The 17,655-nt window shown below is 54.9% G+C and carries 14 protein-coding genes and 1 pseudogene; 1 reads left to right on the forward strand and 14 read right to left on the reverse strand.

Annotated features, from left to right (window positions below):
* Positions 1–93: 93 nt before the first annotated feature.
* Together CLR69_RS15075 and CLR69_RS15085 are read right to left on the reverse strand one after the other, a co-directional pair.
* Positions 94–1,527: a DNA cytosine methyltransferase gene (locus tag CLR69_RS15075; protein ID WP_129712304.1), complete on the reverse strand. Its 1,434-nt coding sequence runs from the start codon at positions 1,525–1,527 to the stop codon at positions 94–96.
* Between the two features lie 527 nt (positions 1,528–2,054).
* Entirely contained in the window at positions 2,055–4,067 is a 2,013-nt protein-coding gene (locus CLR69_RS15085) for a DNA topoisomerase III (RefSeq protein ID WP_129712302.1), read from the reverse strand.
* A gap of 163 nt (positions 4,068–4,230) precedes the next feature.
* On the opposite strand from CLR69_RS15085, the gene CLR69_RS15090 reads away from it, so the two are divergent.
* On the forward strand, positions 4,231–7,521 hold the full coding sequence (locus CLR69_RS15090; RefSeq protein WP_129712301.1) for a hypothetical protein: 3,291 nt from the start codon (positions 4,231–4,233) through the stop codon (positions 7,519–7,521).
* Here the strand turns inward: CLR69_RS15090 and CLR69_RS15095 are convergent.
* The 12 genes and pseudogenes from CLR69_RS15095 to CLR69_RS15150 form a co-directional block, all read right to left on the reverse strand.
* A complete protein-coding gene (locus CLR69_RS15095) occupies positions 7,518–8,291 on the reverse strand; it encodes a hypothetical protein (RefSeq protein ID WP_103182583.1) in 774 nt (257 codons plus the stop codon). The two genes, CLR69_RS15090 and CLR69_RS15095, sit on opposite strands and share 4 nt — an antisense overlap.
* A gap of 242 nt (positions 8,292–8,533) precedes the next feature.
* Positions 8,534–8,935 (reverse strand): single-stranded DNA-binding protein, encoded by a 402-nt coding sequence (locus CLR69_RS15100; RefSeq protein WP_129706999.1) that lies wholly within the window; start codon positions 8,933–8,935, stop codon positions 8,534–8,536.
* Positions 8,936–8,996: 61 nt separating this feature from the next.
* Complete coding sequence (locus CLR69_RS15105) at positions 8,997–9,557, reverse strand: DUF3158 family protein (RefSeq protein ID WP_129706997.1); 561 nt, start codon at positions 9,555–9,557, stop codon at positions 8,997–8,999.
* On the reverse strand, positions 9,554–10,372 hold the full coding sequence (locus CLR69_RS15110) for a PFL_4669 family integrating conjugative element protein (RefSeq protein ID WP_129706995.1): 819 nt from the start codon (positions 10,370–10,372) through the stop codon (positions 9,554–9,556). The genes CLR69_RS15105 and CLR69_RS15110 overlap by 4 nt, the downstream gene beginning before the upstream one ends.
* Positions 10,373–10,652: 280 nt before the next feature.
* Complete coding sequence (locus tag CLR69_RS15115) at positions 10,653–11,867, reverse strand: STY4528 family pathogenicity island replication protein (RefSeq protein ID WP_129706993.1); 1,215 nt, start codon at positions 11,865–11,867, stop codon at positions 10,653–10,655.
* On the reverse strand, positions 11,867–12,427 hold the full coding sequence (locus tag CLR69_RS15120) for a DUF2857 domain-containing protein (protein WP_103182579.1): 561 nt from the start codon (positions 12,425–12,427) through the stop codon (positions 11,867–11,869). The genes CLR69_RS15115 and CLR69_RS15120 overlap by 1 nt, the downstream gene beginning before the upstream one ends.
* 11 nt (positions 12,428–12,438) lie before the next feature.
* The gene (locus tag CLR69_RS15125) at positions 12,439–14,163 is read right to left on the reverse strand and encodes a ParB family protein (RefSeq protein ID WP_129712300.1); all 1,725 of its coding nucleotides are present in this window, start codon (positions 14,161–14,163) and stop codon (positions 12,439–12,441) included.
* Complete coding sequence (locus CLR69_RS15130; RefSeq protein WP_044202821.1) at positions 14,156–14,416, reverse strand: type II toxin-antitoxin system HicA family toxin; 261 nt, start codon at positions 14,414–14,416, stop codon at positions 14,156–14,158. The genes CLR69_RS15125 and CLR69_RS15130 overlap by 8 nt, the downstream gene beginning before the upstream one ends.
* The gene (locus CLR69_RS15135; protein ID WP_129706989.1) at positions 14,400–15,263 is read right to left on the reverse strand and encodes a ParA family protein; all 864 of its coding nucleotides are present in this window, start codon (positions 15,261–15,263) and stop codon (positions 14,400–14,402) included. Before CLR69_RS15135 ends, CLR69_RS15130 begins: the two co-directional genes overlap by 17 nt.
* Positions 15,264–15,296: 33 nt before the next feature.
* Positions 15,297–15,509 carry an AlpA family transcriptional regulator gene (locus CLR69_RS15140; RefSeq protein WP_039325633.1) on the reverse strand — a complete coding sequence of 71 codons (213 nt, stop codon included), beginning with the start codon at positions 15,507–15,509 and terminating at the stop codon, positions 15,297–15,299.
* A 436-nt stretch (positions 15,510–15,945) separates the two neighbouring features.
* A complete protein-coding gene (locus CLR69_RS15145; RefSeq protein WP_242451645.1) occupies positions 15,946–16,896 on the reverse strand; it encodes a LysR family transcriptional regulator in 951 nt (316 codons plus the stop codon).
* Positions 16,897–17,117: 221 nt separating this feature from the next.
* Positions 17,118–17,653 (reverse strand): annotated as a pseudogene (locus tag CLR69_RS15150) (Tn3 family transposase); the annotation flags it as partial.
* Positions 17,654–17,655: the final 2 nt, after the last annotated feature.

Here is a 17,655-nt window from a genome sequence, read left to right on the forward strand (position 1 = left end):
ACGCCGGCGAACATGTATTCAGCATGACGTGGCAACGGTGCGTGTGTGTGGAACAACACGCATCAGGACGTGCCCGTATTGGTTAGCGCGATGTCACCCGGGTGTCTGCAATGCCTGGAGCAGACGCTGACCCAGCCAGGCTACGCATGGTACGGCCATAGAATTGCCGATCGCTTTGTAGCGGGGGGTATCAGCAGCAGGTTTGCCGCCGCGATATGGCACCAGCGTCCAGCCATCCGGCATGCCCTGCAAGCGTTCGCATTCGACGGGCATGAGCCGCCTGACCCTCCATTGCTGCCAGTTTTCTCCATTATGCTCAAGCGGCGTGTAATGGAAGTGCGCGTCAGGCGGGGTGACGCTGAACACGGTTGGCATGCCCTGACCGGGCTTTCCGCCGCTGGCGAGCAGCGTGCCAGCGATCTGCCCGTGACCCGATTCCAGGCGCAGTTCGCCACGCCCGTTCTGTGCAAAGGCGATGGCAGGCCAGGCCCTGGTCCGCAATGTCGGGGTGACGTCTTTTACGGCATCCGCGCCATAGTCCTGAGCGGTAAAGGCCATCATCGGGATACCTTTGTTGGCACCATCTTCCCTGTAGTCTTTGCCATGCGTTGCCGGGTTCAGTGTATGGCTGAGGGGGCCTGCCATCGACTGCACCAGGAAGTTCTCGGTGCAGATGTCATGTTTGGAACCGGCTGCCATCAGGCAGGCCGCCACGTTGACTGGCCCTGTACCGCCAGCGAAACTGAATGTCGTGACCACCTTGTCATAGGGGCTCAGTCCGGCATAGTCGCTTGCTGTCGCAGGGCCTGCTCCAGCAGCGCGGGCAGCTTCTTGCCACGGCGAGCTGCTCGCATAAGAATGCCCGCGCACGCTGTCGCGCTCAAAAAGTACTTCGCAGGGATCGAGGTCGTCTCGACCACTTGCCACAAGAAACACACGCTTGCGGCGCTGGGCGACACCGAAGTGTTGGGCGTCGAGCACCCGCCACGCGAGGCGACGGCGGGGTCCAGACACGTGACCTGCGTGCGCCCATTTTTCCCCTGGCGGGTTGCGCGCATGGCTTTCTCCGGCCAGTGCGCCCAGCAGGCAGCCAAAGGCGTTGGAGCGGTCACTGAGCACGCCAGGGACGTTTTCCCAGACGATCGTGGTGGGGGACTGATGATTTTTGAGACGGATTTGGTCGATGACATTGGCAAGCTCCACGTAGCTGAGGGTTAAGGCACCGCGAGGGTCGTTCAGTCCCCGTCGTGCGCCGGCAATGCTGAACGCCTGGCAAGGTGTCCCGCCAACCAGAATATCTGGGGCGATGACCTCGCCAGCGTGTACCTGGTTGGCGATGTGCGTCATGTCGCCGAGGTTGGGCACATGGGGGTAGCGGTGTGCGAGCACGGCACACGGGAAAGGGTCGATTTCCGAAAACCAGGCGGCTTTCATACCCAGTGGTTCCCAGGCGAGGCTGACTGCCTCGATGCCACTGCAGACGCTGCCGAATTGCAGTACATGGGGTGTTGTAGGTTGCATGTTCATAGGGTCTCCTGTTTTTTGGTTCAGGGCCACAGGCCCAACCTTGTGTGTCGTAAATCAGGAGAAAAAGTGTCGGGGACCTGTTGGCCTCCGACTTGGTAGGAATAAACCACCTGTGGGCTGTTTCAGGATGTGGTCGTCGTCAAAACCATTCACTGTCGCAGCAATCGCACCCGGCCGTTATCGTGGTTGTGGCCGGAATCCTCTGGCATGTATCCACACACAAAGGGAGCCCAGTTTTTCGCCGTTGGGCGCGGCAACGAATACCGTCATCCCCGAAGGGTTTCCTGATGTCTGGCCTCTCAAACAAGGCATCAGGAAACCCTTCAAGGAAGGCGGAAGTACCGGAGAAGAGGGAAAGCGTCTGGTGCGATCCGTGGACGAGTTGCCCTCTGCCTCGCTGCCTGAGCATAGCGAAGTGCGCACTGTTTAGTAGAAGGCTTGGTGCGCGGGGATTCCCGCATGGGCGCGGGGGGGGGGGAGCCATGTCATCACTGAAGATGTGGCATGGCTTTTGGGTTCAGGGCGGTTCAGGATGCCCGTGTGCTGCTGTTACGTTTGCGCGGCATAGCACGTTTGTGTTTGCCGTTGTCGATAGGCTGAGAGCCTTTGCAGTCAGGATAGCGAGGGCAAGACCAGAATGGCCCGCTTTTGCCAGTACGCTGACGCATAGCGGTGCCGCATTCTGGGCATGCAGGTCCCTGTGGCACCTTGATAGACAGCGATGCACCTCGATACTGCTGTACCAACTGCGTGATCCAGGCTGACTGCTTGTCGATGAAGACATCAAGAGTGAGCTGACCGGCTTCGATCATGTCCAGCGCCTGTTCCCAGATGGCGGTCATGCCGGGATCGGCAATGGCACCGGGAACGGCGTCGATGAGTGTGAAGGCCGCATCGGAGGCACGTACCGAACGGCCTTTCTTCTGCAGGTAGCCACGGTCAAGCAATCCTTTGATGATATTGGCGCGAGTTGCCTCAGTGCCGATACCCGTGGTGTCCTTCAGCTTTTGCTTCAGGCGTGGATCGGCAACCAATTTAGCAACGCCCTTCATCGCTTTGACCAGTTCGCCCTGGGTATAAGGACGTGGCGGCGATGTCTTGAGCGCTTTGCAGTCGATTCCAGTGGTCTGGCAAGACAAACCTTCATGCAGCGCTGGCAGAACCTGGCTGCGCGGAGTGGTCTCGCCATCATCGTCTGGCCTGGGCTCAGCGAGTACCTGCCGCCACCCGATGACGACGACCTGCTTGCCGACAGCCTGTAGCGTTTCACCCGCACAGGATAAGCGTGCAGTGGTGCGGTCAAACTCATGTTGCGGCAGAAACTGCGCCAGATAGTGGGCACGGATCAGCATATAGACTGCCCGTTCCTTGTCACTCATTGCCTTAAGGTTGGCGGGTTCGAGCGTGGGAATGATGCCGTGGTGCGCCGTGACTTTGCTGTCGTTCCATACACGTGAGCGCTGGTTGCGGTCTAGCTTGTCAACGAGCGGTCGCAGGCCAGGATCGGTTTTGAGAAGACTGTCGAGTACGGTGGGCACCTCGGCGAACATGCTGTCGGGCAGATAGCCGGAGTCTGAGCGCGGATACGTCGTCGCTTTGTGAGTTTCGTACAGTGCCTGAGCGATTTCCAGGGTTTCCTGCACGTCCAGGCCCAACTGTTTTGAGCAGATTTCTTGCAGCGTGCCCAGATCGAAGGGTAACGGTGGGCCTTCACGCATGCGTTCAGTTTCGACGGACGTGATCTGGGCGCTACCAGCCGAACGCATGCGCTCTACTGCCTGCCGGGCTATGGGCTCCTGCAGGCAGCGGCCGGCATCGTCTGTTGCTGTATCTGGTGCAAGCCAGGCTGCAGTGAAAGATTGACCTGCGCTCGATAGTACGGTCTCGACTGCCCAGAACGGTACAGAGACAAAGCATGCGATCTCGCGGTCGCGATCGACAACCAGTTTCAGCGTTGGGGTTTGTACCCGGCCCACGGAGAGGACGCCATCGTAACCGGCCTGCCGCCCCATAACGGTGAACAGGCGACTGAGATTCATGCCAATCAGCCAGTCTGCGCGGGAACGGGCCAAGGCCGAGAAGTACATCGGCATGGTTTCGCTTGATGGCCTGAGCGTTGCCAGTGCTTTGCGGATCGACGCGTCATTTAATGCCGATAACCAGAGCCGCTGGATGGGGCCGCGATAACCGCACAGTTCGATGATCTCACGTGCGATCAACTCGCCTTCCCTGTCAGCATCCGTTGCGATGACCAGTTCGCTTGCCTTGCTCAGAAGGTCTTTGACGACGTTGAACTGCGAGGCGGTCTTGGATTTGACGTCGACGCGCCAGCGCTCAGGGATAATGGGCAATTGCTCGATAGACCAGCGTTTGTACTGCTCGCCATAGGCATCGGGCGGTGCTGCTTCAACGAGATGACCGATGCACCAGGTTATGGTGATACCTGAACCGGTGAGGCAACCCTTGCCTCGTTGGGTAGCCCCCAGTACACGTCCGATATCTTTGCCCTGGGAGGGCTTCTCGCACAGAAATAGCTTCATGGAATTCTCTCGGCACGTGAATCATGCTGTCGAGTATTCCCGGCTGGAGATTTTAAAATGATAAAGAATGCGGATTACGAGCCAACGTATTGGTGTCGCAAGGCAGGTATTATGCTGGTGTTTTTAGTATGCTGGATTTATTGCGCAACGCAGTGGGGAAGGTTTGAATAATTTAGTGGTTATCCCTCCTGATAATTATCGGGAGTTTCGAAGTCGAATTCTATCTAGAATTGCGGCAGAAGAAAAACGACAGGTTGATATAAATCAGCCAATGCATCCTCTTCGGGAGTTAAGGCAGGCAATCGCTGCTTACCAGCAACATTTGGCCTTCTATGGCGAGTCGATGTTGGCAGAGGACGTGGCTGTTGAATCCCATCTGCGCAGAGCATTACGTATCCCAAACCACGTATCCTTGCGGCCTTCAAAAATTGAAATCATCAGGCAGTATCTGATGTGCTTTCTGCCGTTGTCGATGGTGCTGCATCGGGCCAGAAAGTTTCTTCATTATGCGGGTTCGTTCTGCGGAAGAAGTCTGGTCTATTCGGTACATGTGAAGCGGACACTCACAGATAGCCATTACTACAGCCGATCGTTTGATTTCGTCATGCGCAAACTGGAACTGCCCAATACATTCGAGGCGTTCCGAGGCATGCGAGAGCTGGATATAGACTGGATGCAGTCATATTGCTGTTTGGGCGTTCAGCAAAAATTGCAGATGGATAAATCCCATGCAGTATTGCCCGGGCGGCAGGTTAATGGCGCACGAGTTCTGACGTTGGTGCGACAAGGGATCGTCCAGCGAGTGGAGGATCTCTCCTGGCTTCCTGAGCGTCCAAGTTGGTTGAGTCGTTACGAGCAACCGTCATTGGAAGAACAGCTACGCTTCAAGGAATTGGTAGTGCTGTTGCGCAAAGCGGGTGTCCCAGCCGAGAAAATTGCCCGTCAGGTGGATGTCGACCTATCGCATCGAAATGTTGAGTGGCTGACTGAGAATCTCGAACAACTGGACTGTGATAGCGAGGGGCTCGGGGTGCTTTTTGAGCACATGGCACGGCATGTGTTGTTTACTCAACCGCAGCGTTGGCGCTTTCTGCTGCAGGTACTCAAGATCCGCCGTGCTGTCGATCTGGTGCGCTTTGATCGTTTACTGGGGGGCCATCAGACTTGCAGTGCTGAGTTCGCCCTGGCATTGCTGACGGCCGGAGCTGATATTGATGGGTTGGTTGCTTGCCAAAAATTGATACTGGAAACGGGTGAGATGGATGATCTCACTCCGGTCACTGCCAGACTCAATGTGTTGCTGTCGGCACCTTGGCTTTTTACCTTCGAGCAATTGGCTAGCGCCGAGGATTACCTGCTGCTGGAGCTGGATTTGTCAGCTTACTTGCAGGTGCTGCAGGAATATGGATTTTCAACTGCCGCTGCCGTACTGGCCTTTCAGGGCAGTTATCGGCAGCTTAGAGCAGAATCGCTGTCGCGTTGGCTGGCTATTGCGGCCTTGCCGGGCGTAGGACAGACGCCGTCAACCGTGGCCAAATGGCTGCAAAGAGCAGCCTCTGGCGGGTATGCGGACGCCTTTGAATACATGCAGCAGTCAGGGGAATTGCAGACGTTTGCGCACTTGCGCCAGGTGACCAAGGTGGCCTCCCTCGGCACTACGCTGCTGTCCTATCTACGTGAAGATCGCGGACTTGTCGGGCTACCTGTCCTACTGAAGTGGTTTTACAACTATGCACCTGGTATCAAGGATGTACACCTTGGGGTAGGGATCGACGCCATCAAGCGTGTGCTGTTGGATGATGCCTTTACCCGTTGTGACTTCACGCTGATGGCAGGCAATCGCACTTGTGTAGAATCGTTGCTAAGCCATTATGTGGAGCAGAAGATAGGCCGCTATCCCTATCAGGCCGAGGATGAGCAGAAGACGAGTTACCTGCAATGCAGCAGTGACCTTCGCCATGAGCTGGTAGAGCGTTTTGCTCCTTGTATAAAGCGCATGCTGGGGCTGACCGATGGTGTGCTTCTGGATAGCCTGATGCCATACCTTGAAGCACCACTTGTTCAGCTTGAGGGAGAGGTTGATAGCTTGCGGTTACTGCTGAATGATCTGCTTGCTGGCCGTGGGCCTTCAACAGTGACATTAAGCCAACAGCAAGCCGAGCTTGTTGCCCTGGTGTATCGCACCAGTGCTTCTACCATTCGCCAGCTTTGGCCATGTCTGCAGTCGCGGGAGACGGATGTACCTTCTAGCTTGCTGGAAGCAAGCTATCCAATGACGTGGATGCGCACTGAGTTACAGGTAGAAGGTGATGTCGATTCGCGAGGGCTTGATGCACTTGCTAGAGCATTGGTATTTGCTGCTCGCTTCTCGTCTTGCATTGCACAAGATGAGCATGAGGCTTGCCGGCATTTGAGTCCAAAGCGTTTGGGAGATAGTGCTGCCGATGTTTGGTCGTTGGCACCACATCTTGGCGTGTTGCTAGCTATCTGTCATGCCGATGAAAATGTTGCTGTGTGGCTTAAAGAAGGAGAGGAAAGGCTAAGGACAATGGCACAGGCGGGCTCGGAGATCGTTCTGCTATTGGATTCACTGCGTGCGTTGTTTGATGTGGATATCGGCGATGCTCTGGATGTCCACATTGCGCCCTTCGTTGCTGGATTGAGCAGTAGCGCTGTGGCGGTGCTGGGCTCGCGTCTTGATGCTCGCTGGCAGATAGACGAAGGTGCTCCTGATCAACGACTGTCAGAGGCGATAGCTCGAACTAGGGTATTGGTTTTAAAAAAATTTGGACGCTGGAGTGAGTTACAGCGCAGGCGCGTGGTTCATGAGGGGGAGAGTCAGACGGGTAGCCAGATGGTTGCCTGCGTTTCTAAATCACCCGCGGCGTTCTTTGCCAAGATGTCAGCTGGTATTTGTACCGGGAACAATACGCGGATGTGGGAGGAGTCCCGACATGTACACATGCTTGTGTTTGCACCAGGCGATAAGCGCATTGCCGGAATGGCATTGTTGTATTTCGAGCGGATAGGGAGCTTTGATAAAGCGGGATTTACATTGGTGATCCGTGCCATTAATCCGATCGGGGATGTGTTTGCTGCCCACAGTGTGTCATCGATTGTGGATGGCTACTTTGATGCAGCCATACGCATCGCTCAGGATGCTGGATGTGTCATGGTCGCGTTTCCGTCTCCGACCGGCATGCACCTGATGTCAAATCGCAAGGATATCGAGGATGACATCAAGACGCGCTATATCGGCCGTTCTCGTAGGATGTATCGCTATGACACTGAGGATGCTGGAGAGGATTGGCGAACTGAGCCGCGTCAGATAACCACGAATTTCTACGCCTACGAAGAGGGGGTGAACCTAGTCAACGAACTGTATGTGATCTGGCGGGCACAGGAGCCCGCACAAGAGGTGGATGATGTGCGGGTAGTTGCAACGCAGAGCTAGCGGCGGGTAAGCCTATTTTGCAACAAAAACCAGCACATGTTTAGTGCGAAGGATCGACCCAGTCGGGTCATCTGGTTTTCTGGTATACCAACTGGGCGATGGGCTCCGGGACTCAGGAAGCTGAATACACCTGCCAGCCCTTTTTCTTCTTCTAAAGTGATTTCTGCACTTTCACGCAGGAAACGGAGAACCTCGCCCCATTTGGCTGCATTATAGGTTGGTGTTGGCTCCATTCCTTCTGCAACTTCGGCTGCAATATCGACTGCCAGAGTTTCCAGTGCGATACGAGCATTGGTCAGTGATGCGTTGTAGTCAGGAGGAGAGGAGCGAAAGCGCTGATCGGAATCTCTGATTTTGGCGATGATGTCTTCCCAGCGTGGTAAACCACATTGTCGTAGTGCTTCCATCAGGTCGTCTTCCATTGGGGATGCATCGGCAATGGAGGGATCACCTTGAGTCAATTGTTGATCATGGATGATGTAGCCATCAAGCACGAGACATTGGCTGAGATCATGCATTCGTTCGTCGAAGAGGACCTTGGGTGATATAGCTGCTCGTAGATTTTTTGTTGTTGCAATGATTTCCTGCAATATCGATAACAGAATCGCGTCACTCATATTTTGAAAGGCGTGAATCAGATTAAGCAGTAATTGTTGTGAATATAGATTCTGATGGTCAACATTGTTCTTGCCCAAAAGGGCGATAGAGACAGAGATGTCCTGTATTGCCAAAAACTGGGCAAGAGAGTGTCGTGTACGCTGACTTATCATAATGGCTACCGGAAATGGTGAATTGAACAATTATGCCAATCTTTGGTTAATGAATCACCATCGTCGTTCAGCCTCAAGGTGTTTCAAGAGTACGACTACGGCGGCTTCTGCCCCGGGAAATGTCTATACTGGGCGCGGCTCGCTTATGCAGTCAGCTTCTTGCGCTGGCGCGCGCGAAACGCAGTAGACGTCAGTGGAATAGGGGACGACCACTTTCTGGGATCGTCACGAAGTGCGATGTGTTACTCGGTCTGTGGCCCCGGATCTGCTGGCCCTGACTTGGGGCTCAGGGTGATGGCCTCGATTCGGTAAGGGAGGATGCCAACGCTGCGTGCATTGACCCGGTAAGTCGTGCGCGGGTTGTTGTTCTCATCGGCCCAGTCGTCGCGCTCCACACGTCCGCCAACCACGACCCGCATGCCTTTCTGGAACAGTCCAGAGAATTGCTCCGCATCACGATGCCACCAGTCAACTGGCCGCCAGAAACCGCCACGATCTTCAAAGGCACCGCTCTTGCCGGGGACGGGGTTGTCGAAGTAGACGTTCAGACGCAACACCCGACGTGGTTCTTCGTTGCCGTTGGGGTACTCGTGGAATTCTGGCGCAGAGCCGATATTTCCCTCGCCACTGAAATGTGTACTCATGTCTATGACTCCTGTTTGATGTGAAATGCCCGTATTGGAAAGACAATGCCGGTTGAAACCGTCAACGGTGTTGTGCCGATGCCTGATGTTTCATGTGGTCTCCCCCTGTATGGGGCTGGTTTAGATCTGCCTGATGGCCTGTCCGGCGCAGATAAATATCGTCGGCATGGGCCACTTTGCTGGCGCAGTCCCTGGCCTGGCGTGCGAGTGTGTGCAACAGGCTAATCTGCATGTTCAGCACGGCACGCTGGACTTCTATTGCGTGTAAATCGCCGATGAGTCCGGGTGGCGTAGCCGGATTGGCCATCATCTTCTGCCACAGGGCTACGCCCATACTGCTGCGATCGAGGTTGCGCCAGCGCAGAAAGGTGGTGCCTGCGCCAGTGGTTTGCTGGGCCAGTTGCGTGGGTAGCAGGTTGAAGGGATGGCTGCGTGCCTGTGCCAGAACCTGTCGTTGCGCCAGCACGATCAGGTTGTCGCGCAGTGCCTCGCATTGGCTGGCCCAGACTTCGAGTGCCCCTTTACCTTTAAAAGGTTTTAAAAGGCCTTTTAGGTAGCCTGCATGTCCCAACTGCTGGAAGGCGGTCTGTTCCAGCAGGGTGAAACGTGTCGATGCGCTCATGCGTGGTCATCCTCGCTATCCTGTGCCTCTTCAGTTGGGTTTCCACTGGTGTTGGCATGGACATCAGCAGGTTCGTCTGCGTGTGAGGGTGTTTGATGTGTGGTGCCTGAATGCGCCATGTTCGTTTGTCCACGCCGGATCAAGGGTGGTGCGAAGCGTGAACGACGCGTGCCTTCGAGCACGTCCTGCGGCAGTTCTCCGTATTTTTCCACTGCGGCACGGGCTGCGGCATTGTTGGCAGCAAAGTCGTCGCGCCGGGTGCCGGAGTAGCGGTATTGCTGCGCCAGACTGAAGAGACTGCGCAGGGCATGGGCTCCGTCGTTGAGCCAGCGTTCAAGGGTTGAGCGGTCAATCAGTGCGGTGTGGTGGGCCAGGATCAGGCGGCGGGCAAGATCGTCGTAGTCGGCCAGTAAATAGACCGCCATAAAGCCCAGTTGCGAGGAGACGAATAGCGGCAGCTTGACGGGTTGCACATTCATGTTTTCACCAATACTCAGCGCGGGTGGTACGTCAGCCAGTGCTTGATCCACTTGTTGGCGCAAGTTCTGGAGCTGTTCTTTGGTGAGCGACAGCTTGTCTTCAATGCGCAGCATCCACCAGTCGGAGTAGGGATCGTCCTGCTCGGCACCGCGCTTGAGCTTGTTCATGATGGAGACAAATCCGTTCAGGCCGACGATGCCGGGTTTTCCTTCTGCGGCTGCGCGTCCGTGCCAGATACGCGACGCGTGGTGGGTATGCAGGGTCAGTGACATCGCACTGCGCAATGACCCCAGGTTCAATTGCAAGGATTCGGTGGCATTGTTTTCGTTGGACATGGTGATGACTCTCGGTAGTGAAACGAGTCGCCAGCTTCGGCTGTAACAGGAAGGCCGTCAGTCATGAAACCGCACTGCTGGTCAGCCTGTTTTGCGAAGCGCCTGACTGCCTGCGAGGGAAGGTTGTGTGTGCAGCTATACCCGGGGTATAGGCGACGGTGGACGTCAGTGGACGATATATGGCTATTTTTGTGTGAGTCGTGTGCGTCTCATCTGGAAGGCTGTGTGTGCAGCTATACCCAGGGTATAGACAACCATGGATGGTGATGGATAGGCCGACTCAGGGGGCATCCAGCAATTTGCGCAGTCGTGCCAGATGGGCCAGTGCGACATCTCTGTTCGCCGCAGGCGGCTGCGGTGGGATGGGGGCTTCACGTGGTTTGGTGGCGGGCGTTGTTTGTGTGTTGTCCTTCTGCCCAGCCCAGGCTCGGAAATCACCGCGCAGGGCTTTCTGGATGATGCCAAACAGATAGCCTGCGGGGTTGCGAATGGTGGTTGTCGTGCAGCGGGCATCCCATTCGTCAAGGACGGATTGGTGCAAACTGGGCTCAACCGACTGCAATGCGGCCAGCGCACCGGATTGCTGCTCAGCCTTGAGTGCCATAAAGCGCTCCGGGAAATGCAGCATCCCAAGTTCTTGCGCACGCGGTACTGTAAGTACTTTTTTATTATTTTCTTTTATATGTACTGTACTGATGTTCTTCGGATTCCGAAGTGGGTTGATTTTGCTGGCGCTCAGGCCTGATTTGGAATCCGAAGTCAGGTCGCCATTATTCCGAAGAGGGGGCGTTATCCCTTCTTCGGAATCGTGATCGTTCATATCCTGTGGGTAACGTGAATCCATGCGCCAGCCCTGTGCGGCCAGACGCTGTGTCAGCACCTGCAATCGGGTTGGCAGTACCTGGCCGCTGAGCATCGAATCCTGGGACATCTCCTGTAGCGTATACACACCGACACGTTGGACAGACTTGCTGGCATGGACCAGAGACTGGCTGACCAACGCCAGGTAGTCGGCGTCAAGCTGGATTGCCTCATAGGGAGTGAGCGGTTCATCGTGCAGGACATAGAGGTTGCCCAGAATGCGGCCTGTGCGTGAATCACGTCTGCGCCTGACCAGGCTGATCCATCGGGTCAGGCGCAGCATCGTCAGGGTGCGTGCGACCGTTTCGTGAGACGCTCTGGCCGCGCACGGCATGGAGGCAAGCCAGGGGGCGAGTTGATCGTACGTGGGCATCGCGGTAATACCATCCTCTGCAAGCATCAGCCGGAAAACTTGCCAGCCGTTGCGTTCAAGCGGGGTCAGCCGTCCGTCCATCAGTAGTGCCCGTGGCACACTGTCATGGTGATTGCCGCTGAAGAGGAAACCATCCGTTGCCGCAGGCGATGAGGCAGATTGAACCGGCTTCGCAGATTGCGGTTGCAGATGGGAGAAAGCCTGGTCGAACAGCTCATTCAGCCGGATGGGGCCGTTCGTGCGTGGCTGGCCTCCTGCCATCAGGTCTGTCCTTCATCAATCCATCCGCGTATGGCACTCCAGATAACGGACAAAGGCAGATCTGTAGCTTCGGCGAGATCTGCTGCGATACCCAGCATATCCATATCATCATTGAGTGCCACTTTCTGTGATTTAACTGCAGCAGACCAGCTGTGCCACAGATTGGTATCCTGCTCTTCGGTCAGAACCGGATGGCGGCCTTTCCTTTTTGGCAATCCGATCACACTGCGGCGCAACGCGATTTCCTGATGGGTGAGCCCGAAGAACTTACTGATAAGTTCGGTACTGGCCCCCAGGCGCAGAAGCCGGTCAATTCTGGCGACTTCTTCGGTTACACCATCGACCTGATGCAGTAGCCGACGCAGCACATCGCGGTTGACCACGACGGAGCACCAGGACACGTTGGCGTTGGCCAGCACACTTGCCATGGCAGGATGTTTCAGTGCATCGAGGTCAGTGTCATCAAATCCCATGGACTTGGCTCTGCGCAATTGACCATTGCGCAGATCATGCAGTGCTTGTGCGATGACAGCCTGATTGAGAGGGTGTGGACCGGTCATGGCTGTGCTCCTCATGATCCGGGAATGACGTCGCCGTCATCCTGTGTGCCGTTCTCAATGTCGATCAGCCTGCGGGTCAGCCGTAGCAATCGGAACAGCTTCACCAGTGCGCTGTCATTGAGCCGCTGTGGTGCATCGTTTGCGTCATTGCTTGCGTCCAGTATCCCCTGCAATAAATGCCCGAGTAGCCCAAACCGGATCGAAGACGCGGTATCTGAAAGCGGATGTGTGGCGTGCAGATAGGGGGCGCTCAGGGCGTGCAGCAGCGCCAGCACCATGGATGCTGACGTATCTGTGTTGACACGGTCATCGGCGCATTTGCAACTGAATCCGATGCCATTTTCGTAGGGCTCAATAGCATCTTGCGCACCGACTTCATGGGCGATTTCTGCGGCAAACTGCGCAATATGGGTGCGTAGTCGAGAAGGTTCATCCAGCGATGCCTCAATGTGCCAGATATCGGTGATCGGATACAGGCTATCGGCCTGGATAGGGATGGATTGCAAGACATTGCGTTCGAAGTCCGGCAGGGTCTCGCCAGTATGGCCGGCGACCAGCCGTTGAATCGACTGCAGCCGTTCGGTTGTGGCAGCAGGAGAAACAACATGCTGTTGCAGTAGCGCGGCATGCTCATCGTTTCCTGCCGCAGATTTGTCTTGTGAGGTGCGGCCAACAGGTTCAGACGGGGGCGATCCCGGTTGTGCAGACGCCTTGTCGGTCGTTGATGGTTCGATGTTCCTGGGCGACGTGGATTCCGATGTAACTCCGGGCGGCGTTACGGGTAATGGCGTCTTCTCTTGCAGCGTAGATGCCCCAGGTTCAGCCGATGGTGCTTCGTTGCTGAGTAACTGCCAACGCCGATCGGTGTCGGTGATCTCGAATGCCAGCGTGTCGTATTCCATCTCCAGCAGATCGGCCATTTGTCCAATCAACTCATCCTGTACGCGCTGGACACTGAAATTGCCCGGTGTGCTGTCGAACATCACCAACACATCCTGGAACAAGGTGGTGAAGTCGATGTGGTGGTGCGTGTTGGTGCTGCGAGCGGACCAGGCCCGTTCAGCAGCACGCCGCAGGCTGGTCAACTGCTCGACCTGATGCCTTCCCAGCCCGGCATAAAGCACGGTAGGGATGGCCGGAAGCAAGTATTGAATGGCCTCTTGCATGCGACTGATATGGGGCTGGGGTACTGGGTAGCCATCGGCCTTGAGGCGGCGGGCCAGCTCTGACTGTGACAGTGATTTCCCGGTCTCTTCTTCATAAAGCTCCCGTGCTTTATTGACGCCCAGGGCACGTTCAATAAATGACAGGCCACCGTGCAGCTCGTTCTCAGCCAGATGCCCTGTCAATGCGATGATTTCACCGCGTTCCGGCCATGGGCGGAACAGGCATGGAATGCGGAAAAAGCGTTCGTCCCTGGTCTCAGTCCAGAGCTCGCGCAGAATCGACAGTCTGGTATTGCCCCCGTTGCGAATGATATAGCCCTTTGCCCCTGGTCGCTGAGTGATGGAAGGCGGGGAGTCGAGTCCGCGCTCGCGTATTGAGGCTTTGATATCGTCGTAGAGCGGGTTGCGGGTCAGTCGTGGATCGAGTTCATAGGGTGACAATTCGTCGAGTGTGATAACCATCGCGGTTTCCGCAATAGGTGCGCTTAACACTCCGGTAATCGGTGCTTTGCTCGCGAAGCCTTCGCTCAGTAGCTTGTTGGTCAGGTCTTGTACGGAAATATCAGGCATGGCGGCCTCCCTTGTCAGGAGAGGATTGGTCAGTGGCAAACTGGTTCTGCGTACGTCGGAGCAAGGCGCGTGCATTGCGTCCGGCGCGGTAGTCGCTGGCCGTAGAACTGGTGAAAATAGGAGGCATGCCCGGTTTGGTGAACTTCAGATGCCCACCAGAGGTACGCACAACCTCCCAGCCTTCTTGCAGCGCGTATTCAATCAGCGGTAGTAACTGCTTGTGGCCTTTAGCCAGTTCACGGGCATTTGACATGGGCATGCCCTCCGCTGGTTTTTCCTGTGACCAGTGCGAACTGCTCACGCCACTGGGGCAGTAATTCGGTTGCCAGGCTGCACATGATTTCTCGCGCAGAGCGGGTCTGGCGACCGTAAGGCCTGGTACGCTCAACACGATGCGCTGGCAGACCGCGAGTCGCCGCACGGGGAAACGCTTCAATTGCTGGTATCTCGGTGTCCAGAATGTGGATGCCCGCTTGCTCCTGAAAAACCAGACGCAGGGTTTTCTGGATCATGCGGGCATTGGACGACACGGCTGGCACGCGATTGATCAGCAGGTGTAGAGGTGGGGGCGTAATGCCCAGATTACGGTAAGGTGCGATGTCCTCGACCAGTTGCAGGGTTCCCCGATGTAGCTCACGGGCAGTGAGTATTTCTGGCGTGACGGGTGAAATGGCCTGTTGTGATGCCAGTAATGCCATCTCCAGCAAGACTGTGCGTGCACCCTGCGTGTCAATGACAACGAGGTCGTAGTGTGGCTGGAACACAGGCAATAAGTTGCGCAGCCTCAGCCTGCCGTCTGGAGCGTGAAGTAGCAGTGTGTGCAACTGGCGATGTTCATCGTTGGATAGCACAACATCCAGACGCTCAATGGCGGTACGGGAGACAATTTTCCCCTGATCCTGTTCATTGAACGCCAGTAGTTCATAGATGCCGCCAGCGGCATGGTTGCTCAACTCATAGTAAGAGGACAGTGTGGGTTGCATGTCCAGATCGAGTAGGAGTACGCGGAATCCGGCATCGGCAACGAAACTTCCTAGGTTGGCAGCAATGGTTGTTTTACCCACGCCACCTTTTGTTGAAATAACAGAAATCACTTGCATGGTCTGCTCCTGGTAATTGGCGACTGGGAGCAGTCAGGCTCGTTCTTTGAGGCGATCAGTGATCCACTGATCAATTTCGGCAGAGTCCCATCCCACGGCGCGCACGCCAAGACGCAGCGCCTTGGGAAACTTTCCCTCTTTCATCAAGTTATAAATATGGGCTCTTTTAAAGCCGGTTTTGGCTTCAACTTCAGCTCGGCGCAGGATGCGACGCTCTGGAACGGGAACAGTGTTCTGTTGGAACATGACAGTCACTCCTTAATGCTTGGTAGCGCTTATTGAGGGTGACTGCCATTAAATAGACACCATCGATAAGCCACATCAAACAATAGGGACGAGCGGGTCACCGCTTTCTTGTCGCAACAAGCACGACATTTGATTTAAGCCAATACCTGCTTGCCCCAAAAGTGACAATATTGGTTATCACTTCCGACCAATAAAGCATGCATCTGATCAAACCTTTCAATGAGTAAAAATGAGCAGCCAAAATATTTTGGTTGTTGTTTGTCTGTAGACGAAAAATGTCTGAGATTGATTTTTGTTGGATGTTGACACGCGCTTCAAGCCCTGGGAGCTATACGGGTTCGTTCACTAAAGCTGTGTGGCAAGGATTTTTATGCAATAGAAGGACTGTTTTTTGTCATGAAAGTGACAAAAACAGTCCTTTTGTTTCATTGTGGTGTCACAGTGTTCGGGTCGGTGGGGCGTGCGGCAAAGTTGGCATTTCTCCGATTGCGATAGCCCGGTTGATAAATCGAACCAGCTCTGCTGAGCGTTCTCTTTCTGCTGTTACGACAAACGTAGCTGTGCTGGGAATATTGTCTGCTACTTCGCGGATAATGACATTTGGATGGTTATAGAGAGCAATTTGGGATGCCAGCCCGAGACCGATTCCATAGCCTGCTGCAACTAACATGATCATGGGCTCATGCCCTGAAACATATTCGGCAATGTTTGGTGTAGGGAGTGACGGATTGCTGAACAAATGTCGAGTCAGGTTATATCCACCAGTGCACTGTTCGGGGTGGCAAAGCACTAGCGGATAGCGAAGTATCTCGGCGTCAGAGATTTTTTCTTGTGAGAGTAACGGGTGATGAGTTGGGATTGCAATGGCTGGGCGCTCAGTCCATACAACCTCTTTGAGATACCCCGGTATGATTGAATTATCGACAGTAAAACCAACATCGATTTGATCGTGACTGATTGCAAGTAACATCTCGCTGACGGTCATTTCCGTGATCCTAATCTCGGTGCTAGGTTCCTCCTCACGACAACGAGCGAGCAGTTTTGTCAGCCTTGGTGGAGCCAGGCTGTCTGCAAGTCCAATACGCAGCCGACCACGGTAGCCTTGCGAGGCTGAGTTAACCCGTGTTTGAGCGTTCTCTATAAAGGCAATGATGCGTTGAGCCTCTTCACGAAACACTTCGCCTGGCCAGGTCAGCCTGATACGTCCTTTGGACCGATGAAGCAGTTGTACCCCCAGATGGCTCTCCAGTTCCTTGATGGCTCGTGATAAAGGTGATGGTTCGATATGAACTCTGGCTGCAGCTCGGGTGAAACTTTGTTCTTCTGCAACGATCAGGAAATACCGCAGGTAGCGTATCCTCATATTTTCATACTCCTTTCTTTCCATTGGGTATTGATTCCTTTAGGAAGGTTCCGCCACGCGAATAGGACTCATTCATGTATTTTGGCTGTCTTTTGTGGGGCACTCCACGCTGAAATGCAGCCTCAATTGGTTGTGAGGGTGTAGGGCATTTCAATAGCTTGCTGAGCCGAGTTTTTCTTAGGGCAGGTGTGGAAAACGAGCAGATCAACCCGGCTGTGAAGCATCGCTAATGCTAAGGCTGCTTCTTATGGGGTTTTGTTCACACATTGCGTGTTTCTGTCTCTGGATGTAGTGGGGGGAACTGATGAGATCTGGCGCTTGCTTGTGGTTGGGGCCGCTTGGAAAACGGAAAATATCCTACGCGAAGCCTGCTTTTTGTACAGACTACTATCCACTAAGCGTAACTGTCCGGTATTTACCCTGTCCCAGCTTGAGGTTTGTTCGCCAGACGTAATCCCCGCTCAGATTTATGTACTCCCATCCCAGTAGGGACAGATGAGCAATAAATTCTTTATTTACCGGGAGTCCTTTTCGCTTCAGAGAATCTATGGCTCTTTCTATATATACAGTATTCCACAGTGGGATCGCCGCAGTCAGCAATGTCAGACCGCTAGCCTTGGTTTTCCAAGCCCCGATCTTTGATTTCCCCCAATCGGTGCATAAAGACGCTTCGCGCAAGGGCATTGTGTGCCTCACCTTTATTCAACCCTGCCTGAACTCGTCGACGCAGTGAAGGATCTCGGAACCAGTCCAGCATAAATAATGACCTTTCGATGCGGCCTC

This window comes from Pectobacterium zantedeschiae (assembly GCF_004137795.1).
GTDB classification, from domain to species: Bacteria; Pseudomonadota; Gammaproteobacteria; order Enterobacterales; family Enterobacteriaceae; genus Pectobacterium; species Pectobacterium zantedeschiae.

What these genes read in the sequence shown, in the direction of transcription:
- CLR69_RS15115 (WP_129706993.1), bottom strand. Translation starts at nt 11,867, where the DNA reads ATGGCAGGAGGCCAGCCACGCACGAACGGCCCCATCCGGCTGAATGAG.
- CLR69_RS15100 (WP_129706999.1), bottom strand. Translation starts at nt 8,935, where the DNA reads ATGAGTACACATTTCAGTGGCGAGGGAAATATCGGCTCTGCGCCAGAA.
- CLR69_RS15145 (WP_242451645.1), bottom strand. Translation starts at nt 16,896, where the DNA reads ATGGAAAGAAAGGAGTATGAAAATATGAGGATACGCTACCTGCGGTAT.
- CLR69_RS15095 (WP_103182583.1), bottom strand. Translation starts at nt 8,291, where the DNA reads ATGATAAGTCAGCGTACACGACACTCTCTTGCCCAGTTTTTGGCAATA.
- CLR69_RS15135 (WP_129706989.1), bottom strand. Translation starts at nt 15,263, where the DNA reads ATGCAAGTGATTTCTGTTATTTCAACAAAAGGTGGCGTGGGTAAAACA.
- CLR69_RS15125 (WP_129712300.1), bottom strand. Translation starts at nt 14,163, where the DNA reads ATGCCTGATATTTCCGTACAAGACCTGACCAACAAGCTACTGAGCGAA.
- CLR69_RS15110 (WP_129706995.1), bottom strand. Translation starts at nt 10,372, where the DNA reads ATGTCCAACGAAAACAATGCCACCGAATCCTTGCAATTGAACCTGGGG.
- CLR69_RS15140 (WP_039325633.1), bottom strand. Translation starts at nt 15,509, where the DNA reads ATGTTCCAACAGAACACTGTTCCCGTTCCAGAGCGTCGCATCCTGCGC.
- CLR69_RS15105 (WP_129706997.1), bottom strand. Translation starts at nt 9,557, where the DNA reads ATGAGCGCATCGACACGTTTCACCCTGCTGGAACAGACCGCCTTCCAG.
- CLR69_RS15120 (WP_103182579.1), bottom strand. Translation starts at nt 12,427, where the DNA reads ATGACCGGTCCACACCCTCTCAATCAGGCTGTCATCGCACAAGCACTG.
- CLR69_RS15075 (WP_129712304.1), bottom strand. Translation starts at nt 1,527, where the DNA reads ATGAACATGCAACCTACAACACCCCATGTACTGCAATTCGGCAGCGTC.
- CLR69_RS15130 (WP_044202821.1), bottom strand. Translation starts at nt 14,416, where the DNA reads ATGTCAAATGCCCGTGAACTGGCTAAAGGCCACAAGCAGTTACTACCG.
- CLR69_RS15085 (WP_129712302.1), bottom strand. Translation starts at nt 4,067, where the DNA reads ATGAAGCTATTTCTGTGCGAGAAGCCCTCCCAGGGCAAAGATATCGGA.